The following is a 16,619-nucleotide window of genomic DNA, read 5'->3' as shown; positions in this document are numbered from 1 at the left end:
AAAAATAAAGACAATGTCACTGATAAGAGTTATTCTTGCTATTATTTTCCCACCTCTTGCCATTATAGACAAGGGATGTGGTTCCGTCTTGATTATTCTGCTTCTTACCCTTTGCGGTTGGGTACCCGGAGTAATTGGAGCACTTGTCATACTGAACGGAAAGAAGCAATAAAAACACATAAAAAACGCGACTTGTATCGTCACCCTTCGATACTTGTATCGTATGCTATCGATACAAGTCACGTAAGCCATCGATACAAGTCGCGTTTTTACGTATGTATCCGAAAAGAATTCTTCCGGTATAAATGATTATTTTTCCAGTTCAAATCCCAGTCTCAGTCCGTCGTATGTACTGATAAGCGAATTAATGCTGGATGCCGTGTCGTTTACTTTCGATACTGCTCCGGTGATGGTCTGCAAGGCAGACATCAGTTTGTCTGTATTGAAAACCAGACTCATGTTGTTTCCTGCTACAGTGACTTGGGCAGTCAGTTTGATACCCAGTTTGGCAGACATGGTAATGGTTTTATCGGTATCATTGAACGTATAAGTGCCGCTTACGGTACGGTTCTTCAACTTATAAGAGTAGCTGCCGTCTTCGTTGAATGTAAACTGGCATCCACTCAGACCTATCTTGTCGTATACAGTCTGCATCTGGTCTTCTACTTTTTTCGAAGCCACTTCTCCTCCTGCCTTTGCCAGCAGGTCGTCACTCTCAAACTGACATTCCGGTGCTACATAATTCCATGTTCCTACGATAGAAGAAGCTGTTGTAATTTTGTCTCCCACTACCTCTTTAGCTACTCCGGTAAGGATCGATTTCCAGTCCTGTGCATAAGTTTTGCCTGATATACAGCATAAAAGCAATGCGATACAGAAACTTTTTAATAACATTCTTTTTTTCATTTCTTGTATATTTAGTTTGTATTTAATCAGAAAACAAACAAATATACAATGAAAATTGTTTTTTTGTCAAAAAAAATCTGCCAACTTCTTTCTTTTCAAGACAGGAGCAGGATATTTACAGTTGTTTACTTAACTGCCAGTTTCTGAATTTTTTCTACCTGATATACTCCGTCGTATTCTGCAGCAAAACCTTCGTCCGATTTTCCCATGTCAATCACTTCCAGTTCTGCGTATACGGGAGTCCCGTTTTTCACTCCTCCGGTCAGTTCGTCGTATTGGCGTGCAAGTTCTCCTGTCTTGTCAATCACCCAGTAAGTCAGTGAGTCACCTGTAGCCGTAAAAGCCCGTACTTCGTGTGCAATGACCAATTCTCCTTTGACTGTGCGTATCTGTTTGGCTGGAGTAAGTGTAGCGGCCGGTATACTTTCTTTGGTCTGTATTTCTTGAGCACGTGTATAGGTGCAGACAACTTCTCCCCGTTTCAGAATCAGGCTGTCGGCAGTCAGCTTTTCGATAGTCAGCGTGTCGGAAAAATCAATTGTAAGATGATTCCCGATACTTTTTCCCGAAAGAATCAGTTGGTTTCCTTCTTTTTTCCATGATTCATATTGCAGGGTTGCCATCTCGATAGAAGATGCTTTTCCATTGGCTTCGAGCGTAAATCCTTGCTGCATATCGGGCATACCCGGTACCGGTTCTACCCATGAACCTTCAATAGAGACCTGTTCGCTGCAGGCAGGTAATAATAAGAGTGCGGAAAGAAGAAATAAGTAATTTTTCATAATCGGTTAAATTTAAAAAGTTTAAGAAAGAATATCCAAAGATAGATATTCTCTCTCAAACTTTTGTGCAATTAGATACGATGGAAGAAGTATTATTAGTCAATTAACCTTAATTTTAGTTTCTGTGTTGTTTCTTTTGCTCATGATATCAAATGAATAGTCTATTATTCTTTCATTATCTAATTCGTATATATAATGTAAGTTTTTGCAAGTGACTGCTTGATATCCCTGTTAATAAATGTTATTTGTAATGGCGGGGCGAAATTTATTCTTGAGAAGTTTTGAAAATAAATGGCCGGTTTCAGACAAATTGTTAGAGCTGAGAAACCGGCCATTAGTTCCTGTAGAAAGGAAGTTGATAAGATTAATATTATTGTTTTTCCTTTTTAATAAAGTTGTTGTAAATCCTCTGATTTTATTTCTTGTACAGGATGGAATTGCTCACTGCTCATATAGGCCTTCAGGCTATTAAGCAGCTGACGTGCAGCCGGACGCTCATCCATTTTCTGCCAGAAGTCTATACCGGATAGCACAAGTTTTCCTTTACCTACCTTGAATTCGGTTATCAGTCCCAGTGAGCGGTTTGTAAACCAATCATCGATGACACGTACAATCGGTTGAGCCCCTTTGGCAAGCTTATCCATTTCGATGGCATTGGAGTAAGACATTGCATCCCACCACTGGTAATCGCTGTAGTAATTTGTAGGAAACTGTGAAAGCGCCGGATGATGTGGGTTACATAAAATACCTAACGTATGAGGCGCTTGTCCCAATGTCCAGGCTGTATTCCAGAATATGCTGGAGAATCCTATTTGAATGTCTCCTCCCATATCAGCACGCAGTTTGCCTTTAGGTAATGATAAAAGTACCTTGCCTCCTTTTTCCAATACTTCTTTTGCCTTGTTGTCTAAGCTGTTTGTTACTAAGATGTCATTGTCTGCATACTGGTTTCGGGGAGTAGAGGGATATACCCAAATGTGCCATTCGTTTTCAAAATCATTCACATATACCTTTAGAGACAATTGTTTGGGCTCTGTAATTCCTGACAGAGGGAAGTTGATATTGCCTAATGAAATATTGTTTCCTATAGAAATCTGATTTGCATTCCATTGTCCCTTACCTATTGTTTTTCCATCGTCTGTGGATAGTATCCATCCTAATTTTGGATTTGATAACTGCTTATCGCCAAAATGAGCCACTTCGACGGAAGCAGTCAGGCTTTCATTGTTCGTATAAATCAGTTTGGGCAATCGTGCAAGAGGCACAGTGGTATTGCAGAATTGACGGTATTCTTCGGGAGAAATATATCCTTTTTCTTCTCCGAAGACATTCAGAACTCCTACCAGTGCAGTACCTTGTCCAGGGAAATCGTACAATCCTAAGAGCTGGAATCCTCCAAAATCGGGTGTGCGAAGAGCAGCTTCGATGTCTGCTTTGTAGCAAAGAGCCTGTAATTTACCCGAAGCCAGTAGAAAACTGTCAGCCAAATGAATCATTCCGTTCTTTTTCAGATCATCACGGAATATTTCAAAGTTATGAGCCTTCATCAGTCCGGTATATTTGCTTATTTCCTTGAAATCGGGGTAGACACACCATTGTCCTATTTCGTGGCTGATTACAGGCTGGTTGAACTGTTGTACGTAATTGCTCCAATCGTAGTTGGTACGGGGAGCTTCGGCATTGATAATACTTGTAAGTCCTTGTCCCCATCCTTGTATACGTGGAGTAGGGTCATTTAAGAAATCGTTTATCGGTAAATTAGGCCAGCCTGCAGCAGTAGAATACAAACGGCGTGTATCTTTTTCTTTCCAATGAGTCACAAAATCTGCCAGATAGGGAGTGCTTTTTTCTCCAGACGGTTCGTTTCCGTATAACATCATACAGAAAGAGGGGTGGTTTCCGTATTCACGTACCATACGTTCGCTTTCATCCCGTATGAACTGATCCAAAGAAGTTCCGTCGCCGATTGTTATTCCCTGATTAGCCCATGAAGAACATTCTATTTGCAGATAGAATCCCATTTCGTCGGCTACTTGAAAGGCTATTTCCGGCGGACACCAGGAGTGGAATCGTACATGATTCAAACCATGGTTCCGACAATTGGTGAACATTTTCACCCAATACTCTTTGTCCATGGAGGGGTAACCTGTAAGGGGGAAAGCGGCACAGTCGAGCATACCACGGAAAAATACTTTCCGTCCGTTTATCAGAATATGATTCTGGACAACTTCCAGTTTGCGCATACCAAATTGTTCCGAACAGTGGCTCAGTTCTTTTCCGTCTGTTCCGGAAAGATGCACATTCAGTTGGTATAAATGGGGGTGGAATTCGTCCCAAAGCAAAATACTGTCTCCCATTTCTATTTCTGCATATACGGGAGATGTTCCTGTAGGAAGAGTTTGGCTCTTTTCGAATGCTCGTCCGCCTACTTCCATTTTAAATGTAACTTCTTGTGCTGTGCTGGTAGAATTGAGAGCTTCCAGTTCCACCTTTACCTTCTTATGGTCTATGTCGGGGAAAATATCCAAATGGTTTATCCGTATTTGTGGCAGTGCTTCCAATGCAATTTTTCCAATCACCCCATTCCAGTTGCCTTGAGTATGATCGGTAACACTATGAGAGTTGATACCCGGATTTACGGTCTTTAAGCTATTGTCTACTTTGAGCAAAAGTTCATGTTTGCCGGGAGTAAGCCATTGGGTGAGCAAATAACGATGTGGGGTACCTAAGCTGTGCCCACTTCCTGCATAGCTTCCGTCTATCCACAGTTCTGTATCCCAGTGACAACGCTCAAGTGTAAGCATGACATCGTATTTATCCCAGTTTTGTGGTATTTCTACCGTTTTTTTGTACCAGGCTTCTCCCCGGAAATATTTTTCAGGTTGCAACCAAAAAGGAACTTTGAAATTTTCGGCTGTACGGTATTCTGCATATTTGTCGGCAAAGAAAAAAGACGAGTCGACAATGGTGCCGGTCCATGGAGTAGACATTGAAATGTCCTCTCCCAGACGATTGGAAGTAACACTTCCCGGCAGGATAAGTGACTGGTTCCATTGTGATGTGTCTGTAGTAAACTCCCACGTACCGCTTAAATCTATCTGCTGTATAGAGGGCTTGCACGAAAAACAGCAAATGCAGCTTAATAGAACGAATAAATTTTTCATGATACTATAAATAAGATTCAAAATAAACAAATCGCTTATTATACATTTTCATGTAGTTAGATAATTAATTTTAACAGGACAAAAGTAGGGAGTAAAAGAGATGTAAAAAATAGAATCTTTTCAGGAAAACATGGACAATCTTATTTTTTATATTACTTCTACTGTAATCTTGTAAGATAAAACTTTATGGCGCTGTTTATTTTATGTTGACCTCACGTTATCTTATTGATATTTAACATTTAAAAATGCAGGCTTTCTTGAGGGTTTTCATTTTCTAAGTGAAGAACAGAAGATAAGTTTAACTCTTAAAAGAATAATGTGATGAAAGTATATTCGCTATTGCAGAAAGGATTGATGGCCGTGCTGGTGGTGGCCGGAAGTATGGGAATACAGTCGTGTCAGGATGACGACGACAATAGATATTACGTCAGAGTACCCAATGCACTTGTTACGGCAAAAACCGATGCCGACGAGACTTTTTTCCTGCAGCTGGACGAGGAAACTACCTTGTTGCCTGTAAACATGGCTTCTTCTCCTTACGACGGAAAGGAAGTACGTGCGCTGGTAAATTATGAGGAGGTAGACCAGGCAAGCGGGAGATACACCAAGGCGGTGCAGATAAACTGGATAGACAGTATTCTGACCAAACCGATTGCTGCCGACTTGGGTGAGGAGAACGACGAGGTTTATGGTAACGACCCGGTAGAAATAGTAAACGACTGGGTAACGATAGCAGAAGACGGTTATCTGACCTTGCGCTTCCGTACACGTTGGGGAAATTCTTCCCAGCCGCATTATGTCAACTTGCTCCGTACCAATAATCCGGACAATCAGTATGAAGTTGAGTTCAGACACAATGCCTACGGAGATACTTATGGGATGGTAGGTGATGCGCTGGTTGCCTTCAAACTGGACGGACTGCCCGATACGAACGGAGAAACCGTGAAACTGAAATTGAAATGGAACTCTTTCTCCGGAGAAAAATCTGCTGAATTTGATTATTGTACCCGAAAAGAAGTGAATCCGAACCCCGAAGCACTGACTTCGATGAGAAGTACCTTTAAGGTAAAATAACCTCGGATTGACACGACTGATGGTGTGAGCTCACGGTATTAGTATCGTGGGCTCACGCTATTAATACCGTTGGCCTTCGATACTAATAGCGTAAATCCACATTTCAGGATTGATTTGTGTTGATTACGCATCGAAGCTTTTTCGGAATGTGCATCCGTTTTTCCACTCCGAGCAGCCATAAGCCGTTTTTCCTTTCAGTATCGTACCTTTTCCACACAGCGGACACACTGTACCTACAATGGCATCGCCTTCGGGGAGGGTAGGAGCTGTTTCGGCTTTTGTCTTTTTGGTAGTAGAGCGGGTACGTTTCGGTTTAGGCTCTTCGCCGCTGCTTTCCTTTTTCCGGCTGCTTGTCTTTTTGGGAGCCTCTTTCGGTTCCTCCGGCATCACTGTAATCCGCCGGTTGGTATTGTCGCTCAATACACTATTTACTATCTCCGTCACCATCTGTTTCAGTTCGGCCAGGAATGTACCGGCATCGTAGCTGCGTCGTTCTATTTCGCGCAGTTTCTTTTCCCAAAGACCGGTCAGCTCTGCCGATTTCAGCAACTCTTCGTGAATCAGCTGAATCAGTTCTACTCCGGTAGGTGTGGCTACCAGATTCTTCCGTTCCTTCCGTATGTAGTGTCGCTTAAACAAGGTTTCGATGATGGCTGCACGTGTAGAAGGACGTCCGATACCGTTTTCTTTCAATGCATCACGCAGTTCGTCATTGTCTACCAGTTTTCCGGCAGTTTCCATGGCTCTCAGCAGAGTAGCTTCGGTATAAGGTTTGGGTGGCTGGGTCCATTTCTCGTTCAAATCGGGGACGTGCGGACCACTTTCGCCTACTGTAAACAGCGGCAATACGCGTTCTTCGTCTCCTTCTTTCGGCTCTTCCTGCTGTTCCTTGTTGAAAATCACGCGCCATCCCGGTTCTACAATCTGTTTTCCCGTCACCTTAAACTCTACCTTTTCCACTTCTCCCAGTACGGTGGTCGTAGAAAATTTACAGTCGGGATAAAACACCGCAATAAAACGGCGTGCAATGAGGTCGAACACCCGTTTTTCCATATCGGTCAACCCTTGAGGCTGCACACCGGTAGGAATGATGGCATGGTGGTCGGTTACCTTCGAATTGTCGAATACCTTCTTCGATTTCAACAGCTTTTTCCCTGCAAGCGGTGCGGTATATGCTGCATAATCCTTCAGTCCTGCCAGAATATTCGGACACTTGGGATAGATGTCGTCGCTGAGGAAGGTAGTATCTACGCGCGGGTAGGTAGCCACTTTCTTCTCGTAGAGTGACTGGATAAGTTGCAGCGTCATGTCGGCTGAATAACTGAATTTCTTGTTGCATTCTACCTGAAGCGAAGTCAGGTCGAACAGACGCGGAGGTGCTTCCGTACCTTTCTTTGCCGATACATCCGTTACGGTAAAGTCGGAGTGGCGTACGGTTTCCAGAAACTTTTCTCCCTCTTCTTTCGAGGTAAACTTACCTTTGGTCGCACTGAACGTGGTTTCACGATATACTGTTTTCAGTTCCCAGTAAGGTTCGGGTTTGAAATTTTCTATTTCCTGCTGACGTTTCACAATGAGTGCCAGTGTAGGAGTCTGCACACGTCCGATAGACAGAACCTGCTTGTTCTGTCCGTATTTCAGTGTATACAGGCGGGTGGCATTCATTCCCAGCGTCCAGTCGCCGATGGCACGGCTCAGTCCGGCTTCGTACAGCGGCTGAAATTCAGCCTGATCCTTCAGGTTGGCAAACCCTTCCCGGATTGCCTCTTCCGTCAGCGAAGAAATCCACAGGCGCTTGACGGGGCACTTGGCTCCCGCTTTCTGCATCACCCAGCGTTGTATCAGCTCTCCCTCTTGTCCGGCATCCCCGCAGTTGATGATTTCATCTGCATGCTGCATCAGTCCTTCGATGATGCGGAACTGTTTTTCGATACCCGGATCATTAATCAGTTTGATGCCGAAACGTGGCGGAATCATAGGCAGACTTCCCAGGCTCCACGACTTCCATGAAGGGGTATATTCGTGGGGCTCTTTCAGTGTACACAGATGGCCGAATGTCCAGGTCACCTGGTATCCGTTTCCTTCTATGTATCCTTCTTTCCGGTTTCTGGCGCCGAGCACTTCGGCGATATCGCGTGCCACACTGGGCTTTTCGGCTATGCAAACTATCATGTACGGGTTCTGATGTAATTAAGCAAGTTTAGAATGAGGGTAAAGTAATAAGAGAAAAGTAGGAGTTGAAGCCTCACTGTAACAAAGTATCCGCTTTAACTCCTATCTTGTATATTTTAAGACAAACCGTCTTTCTTTTCTTTTTTCGGAAGAAAGAATCAGTTATGTACCAGCGTACCGATGTTTTCGCCAGACATTACTTTCTTCAGGTTTCCTACTGTATCCATATCGAATACGATAATCGGCAGGTTGTTTTCCTTACACATGCAAGTTGCAGTCAGGTCCATTACTTTCAAGCCGCGAGCCAGCACTTCATCGTAAGTGATTTCGTCGAATTTGGTAGCAGTCGGGTCTTTTTCAGGGTCGGCTGTATAGATACCGTCTACACGTGTACCTTTCAGCATAACGTCGGCTTCGATTTCGATACCGCGCAAAGAAGAACCAGTATCGGTGGTGAAGAACGGATTTCCTGTACCGGCAGACATGATGACTACTTCACCGTTTTCCATGGCTTCAATGGCTTTCCATTTGGTATAGAATTCTCCGATAGGTTCCATACGGATGGCAGTCAGCACACGTGCTTTTACACCGGCAGCTACCAGTGCAGAGCTCAGTCCCAAGCTGTTGATAACTGTAGCCAGCATACCCATCTGGTCTCCTTTCACACGGTCGAAGCCTTTGCCGGCTCCACTCAGTCCGCGGAAAATGTTTCCTCCACCGATTACGATACCAATCTGTACTCCCATTTCGTGTATCTCTTTAATCTGCTGGGCATATTCTCCCAGACGTTTTTCGTCGATACCGTATTTTTTCTCACCCATAAGGCTTTCGCCGCTGAGCTTTAACAGAATGCGTTTAAATCTTGCCATAAGAATTAAGTTTTAGTTATTGAGTTTGTAAGTAGAGGTTTCCATTCGGAGCGCTTCTTACTTGCAGGCAAAGGTAAGAAATTTAGCAGTCTTTTCGGGGTACCGTGTAAAATAAAATTCGTTATTGAGGGATTCTTTTTCCGGATTGGGACTATGGAATGTTACAAAGCAAGCCATTTTATAAGGGCTGAAAACTGTTAAATCTGTTAAATTGTTGAATTTCTGTCGTCTATTTGCTACTTTTGTGAAAACTATGTTAAAAACACTTGCTATATGCATTACTATTTATTGGTAGAAGGTCTGAAGAAAGGGCCTATACCGTTGGAAGAATTAAAAGAAAACGGACTAAGTGCAGAAACCTTGGTTTGGAGAGAAGGACTGACGGAATGGGTAAAAGCTTCCGAACTGGAAGAACTGTCGGAGGTTTTGGCTAGTATTCCACCTTGTCCGCCTTCATCCTCTCAACCAGAAGAAAATGTGAAACAGCCGGAATGTCCCAAAACCTGGCTTCCCGAATCCATTATATCCACGTGTTTATGCTGTCTTCCTTTGGGAATTGTAGCCATTGTCTATGCTGCAAAGGTTGATTCTGCTTATTTGCAGGGAAACTACGAACAGGCTTTGCAGTACTCCAAACTGGCACGTAACTGGACGCTGGCAGCAGCGGGAAGTGCTTTGCTGATAGCTGTGCTGTATGTGATTTTTATTTTTATGATGATTCTTTTGGGAAAATCAAGTTTCGATAACTCTTTAATGATAAGCGTATGAATGAACAAGTTTGTCCTAAAACTTGGATGGTAGAATCTATCCTTGTTACATTGTTTTGCTGCCTGCCTTTCGGTATTGCAGGTATTGTGTATGCCAGTAAGGTAAGTTCTTTGTTTGCTGCAGGCAATTATGAAGCAGCTCTTCAGGCAAGTAATGATGCCGGTAAATGGACTAAAATAAGTTTTATTGTAGGACTTGTAGTAGGGGTAATCTCTTTGATTTTCAATTTATATTATGTCTTGTATGCCTCAATTCACTGAAATGAGCCGTACGATAAAATACATTGGGGGAATTGTGCTGATTGGAGTGCTTGCTGTGTATGCTCTTTTAGACCCGGCTCGGTCGGCATTATTCCCCAAATGTCCTTTTTATGTGCTTACCTCACTGAAATGTCCGGGATGTGGTTCGCAGCGTGCCCTCCATGCTTTACTCCACGGAGATGTTCCCGGAGCCTTTTCTTATAATGCGCTGCTGGTAGTGTCGGTTCCTCTTGTCTTGTTGTTGCTTTATGCCGAACTGCTTCGCAAAAAGAATCCTCGTCTGTATTTCACACTTCATAAGCCTGGGTTTATCCTTTCCTTGGCCGGACTGATTGTACTGTGGTGGATTTTCCGGAATATCTTTTCCTGGTGACTTAAATCTTATTCCGTAGCAGATAGCCCTGCATCAGTCCTCTTACTGCCAGATACACAAGGAAGGCCATCCACAACGCATGATTGCCCCACGAACCGGAGCATAGAAAGTAAACTCCGAAAAACAGGGTGGAGGCAGTAGCCATCGACTTCAGCATGATGCGTGTAGAGGTGGTGCCGATACAGATTCCGTCGAGAATAAAGGCGGAGAATCCACAGAAAGGAATGGCTACAGTCCACAATAAATAAGTCCCGGAGGCTGCAATGACCTCTGTATCGTTGGTAAGCAGTTGTAGAAAATTCTGTCCTCCCCACAGGTAGGTCAGGGTAAAAAGAAGTGCCATTGCGCTTCCCCATCCAAACAAATTCCGTACCGTCTGATGCAGGCGGATTTTATCGTTACTACCCGTATATTTTCCACTCAAGGCTTCTCCGGCATACGCAAATCCGTCCATGATGTAGGAAAAGAGTGTAAACAACTGCATCAGCAGCGTGTTGACAGCCAGTACTACATCACCATAAGTGGCACCGGTAGAAGTAAAAAATACTGTAACCGCTACCAGGCAGAGTGTACGCAGAAAGATATCACGGTTCACCAGGAAAAAACGTTTCATGGCATTCCGTTCAAACAGTTGCATGCGTCGTACCTGTTGCCGGAACGGATGGTAGTGTGAAATACAGAGCAGATAAGCCATGATTACTCCGGCATATTGTGCAATGAGTGTACCTAAAGCTACTCCTTCTACTTTCATGTGCAGTACAAATACAAAAAACAGGCTGGCCGCAATGTTTACAATGTTTTGGGTAATGGCAATGTACATGGGGTAGCGGGAATTCTGCATACCGATAAACCAGCCGGTAAAACTATACAATCCTAGTGTAGCAGGAGCTCCCCAGATGCAAATATGAAAATAGCGGGTAGCCAGTTCCTGTACTTCGGGACTGGCATCTATCAGCATAAAGGCGATGAGGCGGATGGGATACTGGAGTACGAGGAGAACCTGTGCCAACAGCAGGCTGACGCTGAGTGAGCGCAGCAGAATACGGGTACCCTCCTGTGTGTTGTGCTGTCCGTAAGCTTGTGCCGTAAGTCCTCCGGTACCCATACGGAGGAAACCGAATATCCAGTAAATCATATTAAACAGCATACCTCCTACGGCAATGGCACCAATATAGGAAGCAGAACCTAAGTGACCGACAATGGTGACATCGACCAGTCCTAACAGTGGAACGGTGATGTTTGAAATGATAGACGGGATGGCTATGTGTAAAATCTGTCTGTTGATTGGGCTCATAAAACGTAGGATACTTCTTTAAACATGTATTCGCGTAACTTTCCTTGTTCGTCCTGCAAAATCAGTTTCCCGATAGGGTCGATAGCGTGTATGCGTGCCTTGAATGTACCTGTTGCATCCTGGTACATATAGAAACCGTCCCGGCGGTATAAGACTTCGAAGTAACGGCTGGCAATTGTTTCGTATTCTCCTTTCCGGAGCAGGTCGTAATAATAGGCAATACGTTCCATCATCTGATGAAGTATCTCTTCCCGGTCGTAATGCTTCCCTGTAATCTGAAACAGCGAAACCGGATTGGGGGCATCACTCATAAACGTCTGCTGGTTAAGGTTTACTCCCGTTCCGGAAATGGAACGGCTGATGTGCATACCGGTCAGATCGTTTTCTATCAAAGTGCCGCAAATCTTTTTATCTTTCCAGTAAATGTCGTTCGGCCATTTGATGGTGATGGAGTCTGTGTAGCGTGACAAGACTTCCTGTAGGCCCAAAGCGGTAACTTGCGACAAAAGGAACTGTCGGCGTACTTCCAGAAAATCGGGAAACACCACAAAACTGAATAACAGGTTGGCCCCCTGTTCCGATTCCCAGCTATTGCCCCTTTGTCCCCGTCCGGCCGTTTGAAAATCGCTCCATACGTTAGTCAGGTCGGCAGGTTGTGTATCCCGGCACAGTTCGCTCAGATAACTGTTGGTCGATACGGTTTCTTGCAGATGGATAGGTTCAGGGTAGTTCATGATAAGCCTCCTTTTGTTTACGGGTGAATTTTTTGATTACTTCTTCGTACGAGTGGTCTATCAGTTCCAGAATCAGAGATTCCGATACATCACTCATCAGGTGTATCTGGTTCCAGTATTTCTTGTTGAAATGCCACGCACCCTCTATGCCGTTGTACCGGTCGCGCAGTTCTATGGCATAATCAGGGTTACACTTTACAGTCAGCTTGTCCGGATGATCTAAATCGATTACGGCAAACATACGGTCCATCACTTTAAAGACCAGTGTCGTTTCGTCGAAGGGAAATCCTTCGCTCGCAGCTTTCTTTTCCAGACAATAAGTTCGGATTGTTTCTATATCCATATTCTTATATTACCAGATAGGAGGAAGAAAAGCTTCCTCGATGTGTTCAATTTCGAATGGCGGGCAGGTACCCACTACGGTAATGACATCGAAGCGTACCGGCAAGTCGATGGCAAACAGCTTGATGTATGCATCGGCTGAGGCTACGATGTTTCGTATTTTGCGTGGGGTAATGGCATCTTCCGGATTACCGAACACATCGTTGCGTCGTGTCTTGACTTCTACGACAACCAGTGTCCCGTCTTTTTCGGCCACAATATCCAGCTCCTTCCTACCGGCATGCCAGTTGCGGTGTAAAATTGTATATCCTTTGTCTCTGAGGTAGGCTGAGGCTTCTTCTTCCCCTTCCTTACCCAGTTTGTTATGTGCTGCCATTTTTCCCATTTTTTGCAAAAATACGGATTTTATACTTTGATTTTAGGGGAAGTAACTTTAATTTTGCACTAATTGAGTATTCAGTGATTTCGTTTTTGAGTTGGTAAGTTTATAAGTTCTTGTTATACTTCGACTTAAAAACTTATGAATTTGCAAACAAATAAACTCGTTTATGGTGAATAACGGAAAAAGACGGAAAAAGGTACCCTCGACGGTCCAGCCTCGCAAGCAGCGTATGGTGTGCCTGATGAGCGAAGAAGAAGTACAGATTGTAGACCGCTATCTGGAGAAATATCAGATTACGAACAAGGCGCGCTGGCTTCGGGAGACGATTTTGTCGTTTATTCATCAGAACATGGAAGAAGATTATCCCACTTTGTTTAAAGAGCATGATATGCGCAGATAATCCCCTCTATACATATGGCAGATGATAATTTTTACATGAAGCAGGCCCTGATGGAGGCCGAAAAGGCAGCCGCACGCGGAGAAGTACCTGTAGGAGCGGTGGTGGTTTGTCGTGACCGTATCATTGCACGTACACATAATCTGACGGAAACGTTGAATGATGTGACTGCTCATGCCGAGATGCAGGCCATTACGGCTGCAGCTAATGCGTTAGGAGGAAAATATCTGACCGACTGTACGCTGTATGTCACAGTGGAACCGTGTGTGATGTGTGCCGGAGCCATTGCATGGGCACAAACTGGCCGGCTGGTGTTTGGAGCAGAAGACGAAAAACGGGGATATCAACGTTTTGCCCCTCAGGCCCTGCATCCCAAAACGGAAGTGGTGAAAGGTTTGATGGCCGATGAGTGTGCCGCCTTGATGAAGGATTTTTTCAAGAAAAGAAGATAAAAGAGAGGGAAACCCGATGAACAATCACGGGGTTTCCCTCTCTCTGTTTGATATGGGATTTACTTATTGTACTTTTACATAATCTTCTCCACCAATCAAATCATGGATGTGGGTGGCATCGAATATTTGGAAATACTCTTTGCCATTGTAGTATATTTTGTCTCCATGTATGGAGTATTGTTTTCTATAGCTGCTTTTACTTATATCAGTCCAGTATACTGTTTTTCCGTCACTGGCATAAATGGTTTCCAGTACAATTGCACCGGTATTATGAAATGCTTTCATTTGTGCATCCACTTCTCTGGATTGTCCGTTACTATTGAACTGTAGACCGTATACTCCGAAATCGCCATTGTAATACGCACTACTCGGTTGTTGCTGTTGTTTGTACAATTTAATGATAGATACACAATCTACGTATTTGCTTCCCATCCATACACCTTGCATTTGTTCCCAGCTATATGATGTCGTTTCACCAGAGCCTGATCCGCTTCCTTCTCCAGCTTTGATAAGTGTCCATAGGTAATCATCAGAACCTACAAGCATATTTCCAGACAGTGTAGTAGTGATGCTGTATCCTCCGTCCTGGTCGGTCAAGGTGATTTGATTTCCTTCCACGGTGTAACTGTAAAAAATAGTACTTGTTCCGGAGTATGGCTTCAGTTCATTTACATCTTCATCGTAGTTGTATCGCCAATCCTCTCCGTGATAGTTTACGATTTCCTGTGCTTCCCGTGAACTGGTAAAGGTCAGTGTTCCTTTTCCTTCTTCCCAGGCTGCATCATCGCCTATCCACGAATAGTTGCGTTCCCATTGGCTGCCAATTAGCTGAGCCATGTCGAAATTTCCTCCTTGGTCATCATTGGATGAACAGCTTGACAGATAAGAACATAATAAGATGCTTAATATTATGTTCCACTTAAACATTGTCTTCATAATTTACTTGTTTTTACTTTTATTCTGTTTTAACAATGCAAAGTTATGGCCGTGTAAAAAAATATGAAAAAAGGAATAAAAGCGAACAGTACCATCCGGACAGAATGAAATACTAAGAAATGAAAAAATGTAACTAAAGTGCAGATGTTTATAAGCGCACAGCCACATATCCATGAAATAAACATAAGATATGTGGCTGTGTCATACAGATAAAGTGTCAGTATTATGAAAGATTGACTGGTTTCAGTCCCATCTGTTCAGCTTTTTTCAGCATGTATTCGAAAGCTGCATCATGCTCGTTGGGAATGATGCCATCCAGAATTGCATCTTTGATAGAACTCTTCAGGCTTCCTATTTCGCGGCAAGGCTGCAGATTGAATACTTTCATGATCTCTGCTCCGTCTACCGGTGGCTGGAAATTACGGATGCGGTCTTTCTCTTCCAGATCCTTCAGCTTCTGTCGTACCAGTTTGAAGTTGTCGAGGAAACGCTGTTTGCGTGCTTCGTTCTTCGAAGTGATGTCGGCTTCACAGAGCATCATCAGGTCGTCAATATCATCGCCGGCTTCGAACAACAGACGGCGTACAGCCGAGTCGGTCACTTCTTCGTCGGCAATTACGATAGGGCGCATGTGCAGTCCCACCAACTTCTGTACATACTTCATCTTTTCGTTCATCGGCAGCTTCATCTTACGGAAGATATCCGGTATCATTTTCTCGCCGATGTAGTTGTGGTTGCGGAATGTCCATCCTGTGCGAGGTTCCCAACGTTTGGTACGTGGTTTACCAATGTCGTGCAGCAAGGTTGCCCAGCGCAGCCAAAGATTGTCGGTCACCTTAGAGATGTTGTCTACTACTTCCAGTGTATGGTAGAAATTATCTTTATGTCCTTTCCCATTTCTCACCTCTACACCTTGCAAAGCTACAAGTTCAGGGAAAATCAATTCAAGAAGTCCGCAGCGGTCCAGATCGACAAACCCTTTTGAGGGAACGGGCGACAACAGAATTTTGTTCAGTTCGTCGGCAATACGTTCGCGTGATATAATCTTGATACGTTCCTTGTTGCGCTCCAAGGCCTGGAAAGTATCATCGTCTATATAGAAATTGAGCTGAGTGGCAAAGCGGATGCAACGCATCATGCGGAGTGGATCATCGCTGAAAGTGATGTCCGGATCGAGTGGGGTACGTATGGTACGCTCTTTCAAATCGTCCAAACCACCGAACGGGTCGACCAGCTCTCCGAAACGTGTCCGGTTGAGGCAGACCGCCATGGCGTTAATGGTAAAGTCGCGTCGGTTCTGGTCGTCTTCCAGCGTACCGTCTTCAACGATAGGCTTCCGGCTGTCGTGGCTGTAAGACTCTCTGCGTGCCCCTACAAATTCCACTTCTGTATCTCTGTATTTTACTTGTGCGGTACCAAAATTCTTGAATACGGATATATGAGCTCCACGTCCCAGTTTCTTTCCGAACGCTTCGGCTATCTCTATGCCGCTTCCTACTACTACAATGTCAATGTCTTTCGAAGGGCGGTTCAGGAATATGTCGCGTACATATCCACCTACCACATAACATTCCAATCCCAATTCGTCGGCTGTTTCGGAAATCAGGTTGAATATTTTGCCAGTAAAGTGTTCTTTCAGTTCCATTCTCGTTTGTTATAATTGGAATGCAAAATTACAAAAAAAACACCATTCCTTCCTAATGTTTGAAAGTTG

Annotated in this window: 18 protein-coding genes; 7 read left to right on the top strand and 11 right to left on the bottom strand. The window is 44.0% G+C overall.

Annotated elements, in window-relative coordinates; genetic code table 11:
- The first annotated feature begins 13 nt into the window (after positions 1 to 13).
- Positions 14 to 172, top strand: coding sequence for a YqaE/Pmp3 family membrane protein (locus O6P32_RS10060; protein WP_178265996.1), 159 nt, complete (start codon positions 14 to 16; stop codon positions 170 to 172).
- 137 nt (positions 173 to 309) lie between these two features.
- Here O6P32_RS10060 and O6P32_RS10055 read toward each other — a convergent pair whose 3' ends face one another.
- The 3 genes from O6P32_RS10055 to O6P32_RS10045 all read right to left on the bottom strand — a co-directional run bounded on the left by O6P32_RS10055 (position 310) and on the right by O6P32_RS10045 (position 4,852).
- Positions 310 to 906, bottom strand: a complete 597-nt coding sequence (locus O6P32_RS10055; RefSeq protein WP_269878345.1) for a DUF4923 family protein — start codon at positions 904 to 906, stop codon at positions 310 to 312.
- A 125-nt stretch (positions 907 to 1,031) separates the two neighbouring features.
- Positions 1,032 to 1,688 (bottom strand): lipocalin-like domain-containing protein, encoded by a 657-nt coding sequence (locus O6P32_RS10050; RefSeq protein ID WP_269878344.1) that lies wholly within the window; start codon positions 1,686 to 1,688, stop codon positions 1,032 to 1,034.
- 386 nt (positions 1,689 to 2,074) lie between these two features.
- Entirely contained in the window at positions 2,075 to 4,852 is a 2,778-nt protein-coding gene (locus O6P32_RS10045) for a glycoside hydrolase family 2 TIM barrel-domain containing protein (RefSeq protein ID WP_269878343.1), read from the bottom strand.
- 321 nt (positions 4,853 to 5,173) lie between these two features.
- Here O6P32_RS10045 and O6P32_RS10040 point away from each other — a divergent pair, with 321 nt between their 5' ends.
- On the top strand, positions 5,174 to 5,926 hold the full coding sequence (locus tag O6P32_RS10040) for a NigD1/NigD2 family lipoprotein (RefSeq protein ID WP_269878342.1): 753 nt from the start codon (positions 5,174 to 5,176) through the stop codon (positions 5,924 to 5,926).
- A gap of 123 nt (positions 5,927 to 6,049) precedes the next feature.
- Here the strand turns inward: O6P32_RS10040 and O6P32_RS10035 are convergent, their stop codons facing one another.
- Together O6P32_RS10035 and pyrH are read right to left on the bottom strand one after the other, a co-directional pair.
- The gene (locus O6P32_RS10035; protein WP_269878340.1) at positions 6,050 to 8,098 is read right to left on the bottom strand and encodes a DNA topoisomerase 3; all 2,049 of its coding nucleotides are present in this window, start codon (positions 8,096 to 8,098) and stop codon (positions 6,050 to 6,052) included.
- Positions 8,099 to 8,256: 158 nt separating this feature from the next.
- Positions 8,257 to 8,967, bottom strand: coding sequence for a UMP kinase (gene pyrH / locus O6P32_RS10030; protein ID WP_008143602.1), 711 nt, complete (start codon positions 8,965 to 8,967; stop codon positions 8,257 to 8,259).
- Between the two features lie 273 nt (positions 8,968 to 9,240).
- On the opposite strand from pyrH, the gene O6P32_RS10025 reads away from it, so the two are divergent.
- Genes O6P32_RS10025 through O6P32_RS10015 form a run of 3 tightly spaced genes read left to right on the top strand, consistent with a single transcriptional unit; the run spans position 9,241 to position 10,368 of the window.
- Positions 9,241 to 9,735 (top strand): CD225/dispanin family protein, encoded by a 495-nt coding sequence (locus O6P32_RS10025; RefSeq protein ID WP_178265986.1) that lies wholly within the window; start codon positions 9,241 to 9,243, stop codon positions 9,733 to 9,735.
- Entirely contained in the window at positions 9,732 to 9,995 is a 264-nt protein-coding gene (locus tag O6P32_RS10020) for a CD225/dispanin family protein (protein ID WP_269878338.1), read from the top strand. Before O6P32_RS10025 ends, O6P32_RS10020 begins: the two co-directional genes overlap by 4 nt.
- On the top strand, positions 9,979 to 10,368 hold the full coding sequence (locus O6P32_RS10015) for a DUF2752 domain-containing protein (RefSeq protein ID WP_269878336.1): 390 nt from the start codon (positions 9,979 to 9,981) through the stop codon (positions 10,366 to 10,368). The genes O6P32_RS10020 and O6P32_RS10015 overlap by 17 nt, the downstream gene beginning before the upstream one ends.
- Position 10,369: 1 nt before the next feature.
- Here O6P32_RS10015 and O6P32_RS10010 read toward each other — a convergent pair whose 3' ends face one another.
- From O6P32_RS10010 to O6P32_RS09995, 4 genes are read right to left on the bottom strand one after another with little or no spacing between them, the layout of a single operon-like run.
- Positions 10,370 to 11,662 (bottom strand): MATE family efflux transporter, encoded by a 1,293-nt coding sequence (locus O6P32_RS10010; RefSeq protein WP_269878334.1) that lies wholly within the window; start codon positions 11,660 to 11,662, stop codon positions 10,370 to 10,372.
- Entirely contained in the window at positions 11,659 to 12,396 is a 738-nt protein-coding gene (locus O6P32_RS10005; protein ID WP_269878332.1) for a biotin--[acetyl-CoA-carboxylase] ligase, read from the bottom strand. Before O6P32_RS10005 ends, O6P32_RS10010 begins: the two co-directional genes overlap by 4 nt.
- Positions 12,383 to 12,739, bottom strand: coding sequence for an MmcQ/YjbR family DNA-binding protein (locus O6P32_RS10000; RefSeq protein WP_269878331.1), 357 nt, complete (start codon positions 12,737 to 12,739; stop codon positions 12,383 to 12,385). The genes O6P32_RS10005 and O6P32_RS10000 overlap by 14 nt, the downstream gene beginning before the upstream one ends.
- Positions 12,740 to 12,748: 9 nt before the next feature.
- Positions 12,749 to 13,114 (bottom strand): YraN family protein, encoded by a 366-nt coding sequence (locus tag O6P32_RS09995; protein ID WP_178265980.1) that lies wholly within the window; start codon positions 13,112 to 13,114, stop codon positions 12,749 to 12,751.
- 172 nt (positions 13,115 to 13,286) lie between these two features.
- Between O6P32_RS09995 and O6P32_RS09990 the strand changes: the two genes are divergently transcribed.
- Both O6P32_RS09990 and O6P32_RS09985 read left to right on the top strand, forming a co-directional pair.
- Positions 13,287 to 13,520, top strand: coding sequence for a hypothetical protein (locus O6P32_RS09990; RefSeq protein ID WP_178265979.1), 234 nt, complete (start codon positions 13,287 to 13,289; stop codon positions 13,518 to 13,520).
- A gap of 14 nt (positions 13,521 to 13,534) precedes the next feature.
- Positions 13,535 to 13,969, top strand: a complete 435-nt coding sequence (locus O6P32_RS09985; RefSeq protein WP_178265978.1) for a nucleoside deaminase — start codon at positions 13,535 to 13,537, stop codon at positions 13,967 to 13,969.
- 63 nt (positions 13,970 to 14,032) lie between these two features.
- On the opposite strand, the gene O6P32_RS09980 is transcribed toward O6P32_RS09985, so the two are convergent.
- Together O6P32_RS09980 and O6P32_RS09975 are read right to left on the bottom strand one after the other, a co-directional pair.
- Positions 14,033 to 14,905, bottom strand: a complete 873-nt coding sequence (locus O6P32_RS09980) for a hypothetical protein (protein ID WP_269878329.1) — start codon at positions 14,903 to 14,905, stop codon at positions 14,033 to 14,035.
- A gap of 223 nt (positions 14,906 to 15,128) precedes the next feature.
- Positions 15,129 to 16,550, bottom strand: coding sequence for a CCA tRNA nucleotidyltransferase (locus O6P32_RS09975; protein ID WP_178265976.1), 1,422 nt, complete (start codon positions 16,548 to 16,550; stop codon positions 15,129 to 15,131).
- Positions 16,551 to 16,619: the final 69 nt, after the last annotated feature.

It is taken from the genome of Phocaeicola acetigenes (genome assembly GCF_027529745.1).
In the GTDB taxonomy this organism is placed as follows: domain Bacteria; phylum Bacteroidota; class Bacteroidia; order Bacteroidales; family Bacteroidaceae; genus Phocaeicola; species Phocaeicola acetigenes.
The sequence above is the reverse complement of the archived record's forward strand: the minus strand, read 5'-3'. Positions and strand labels throughout refer to the sequence as shown.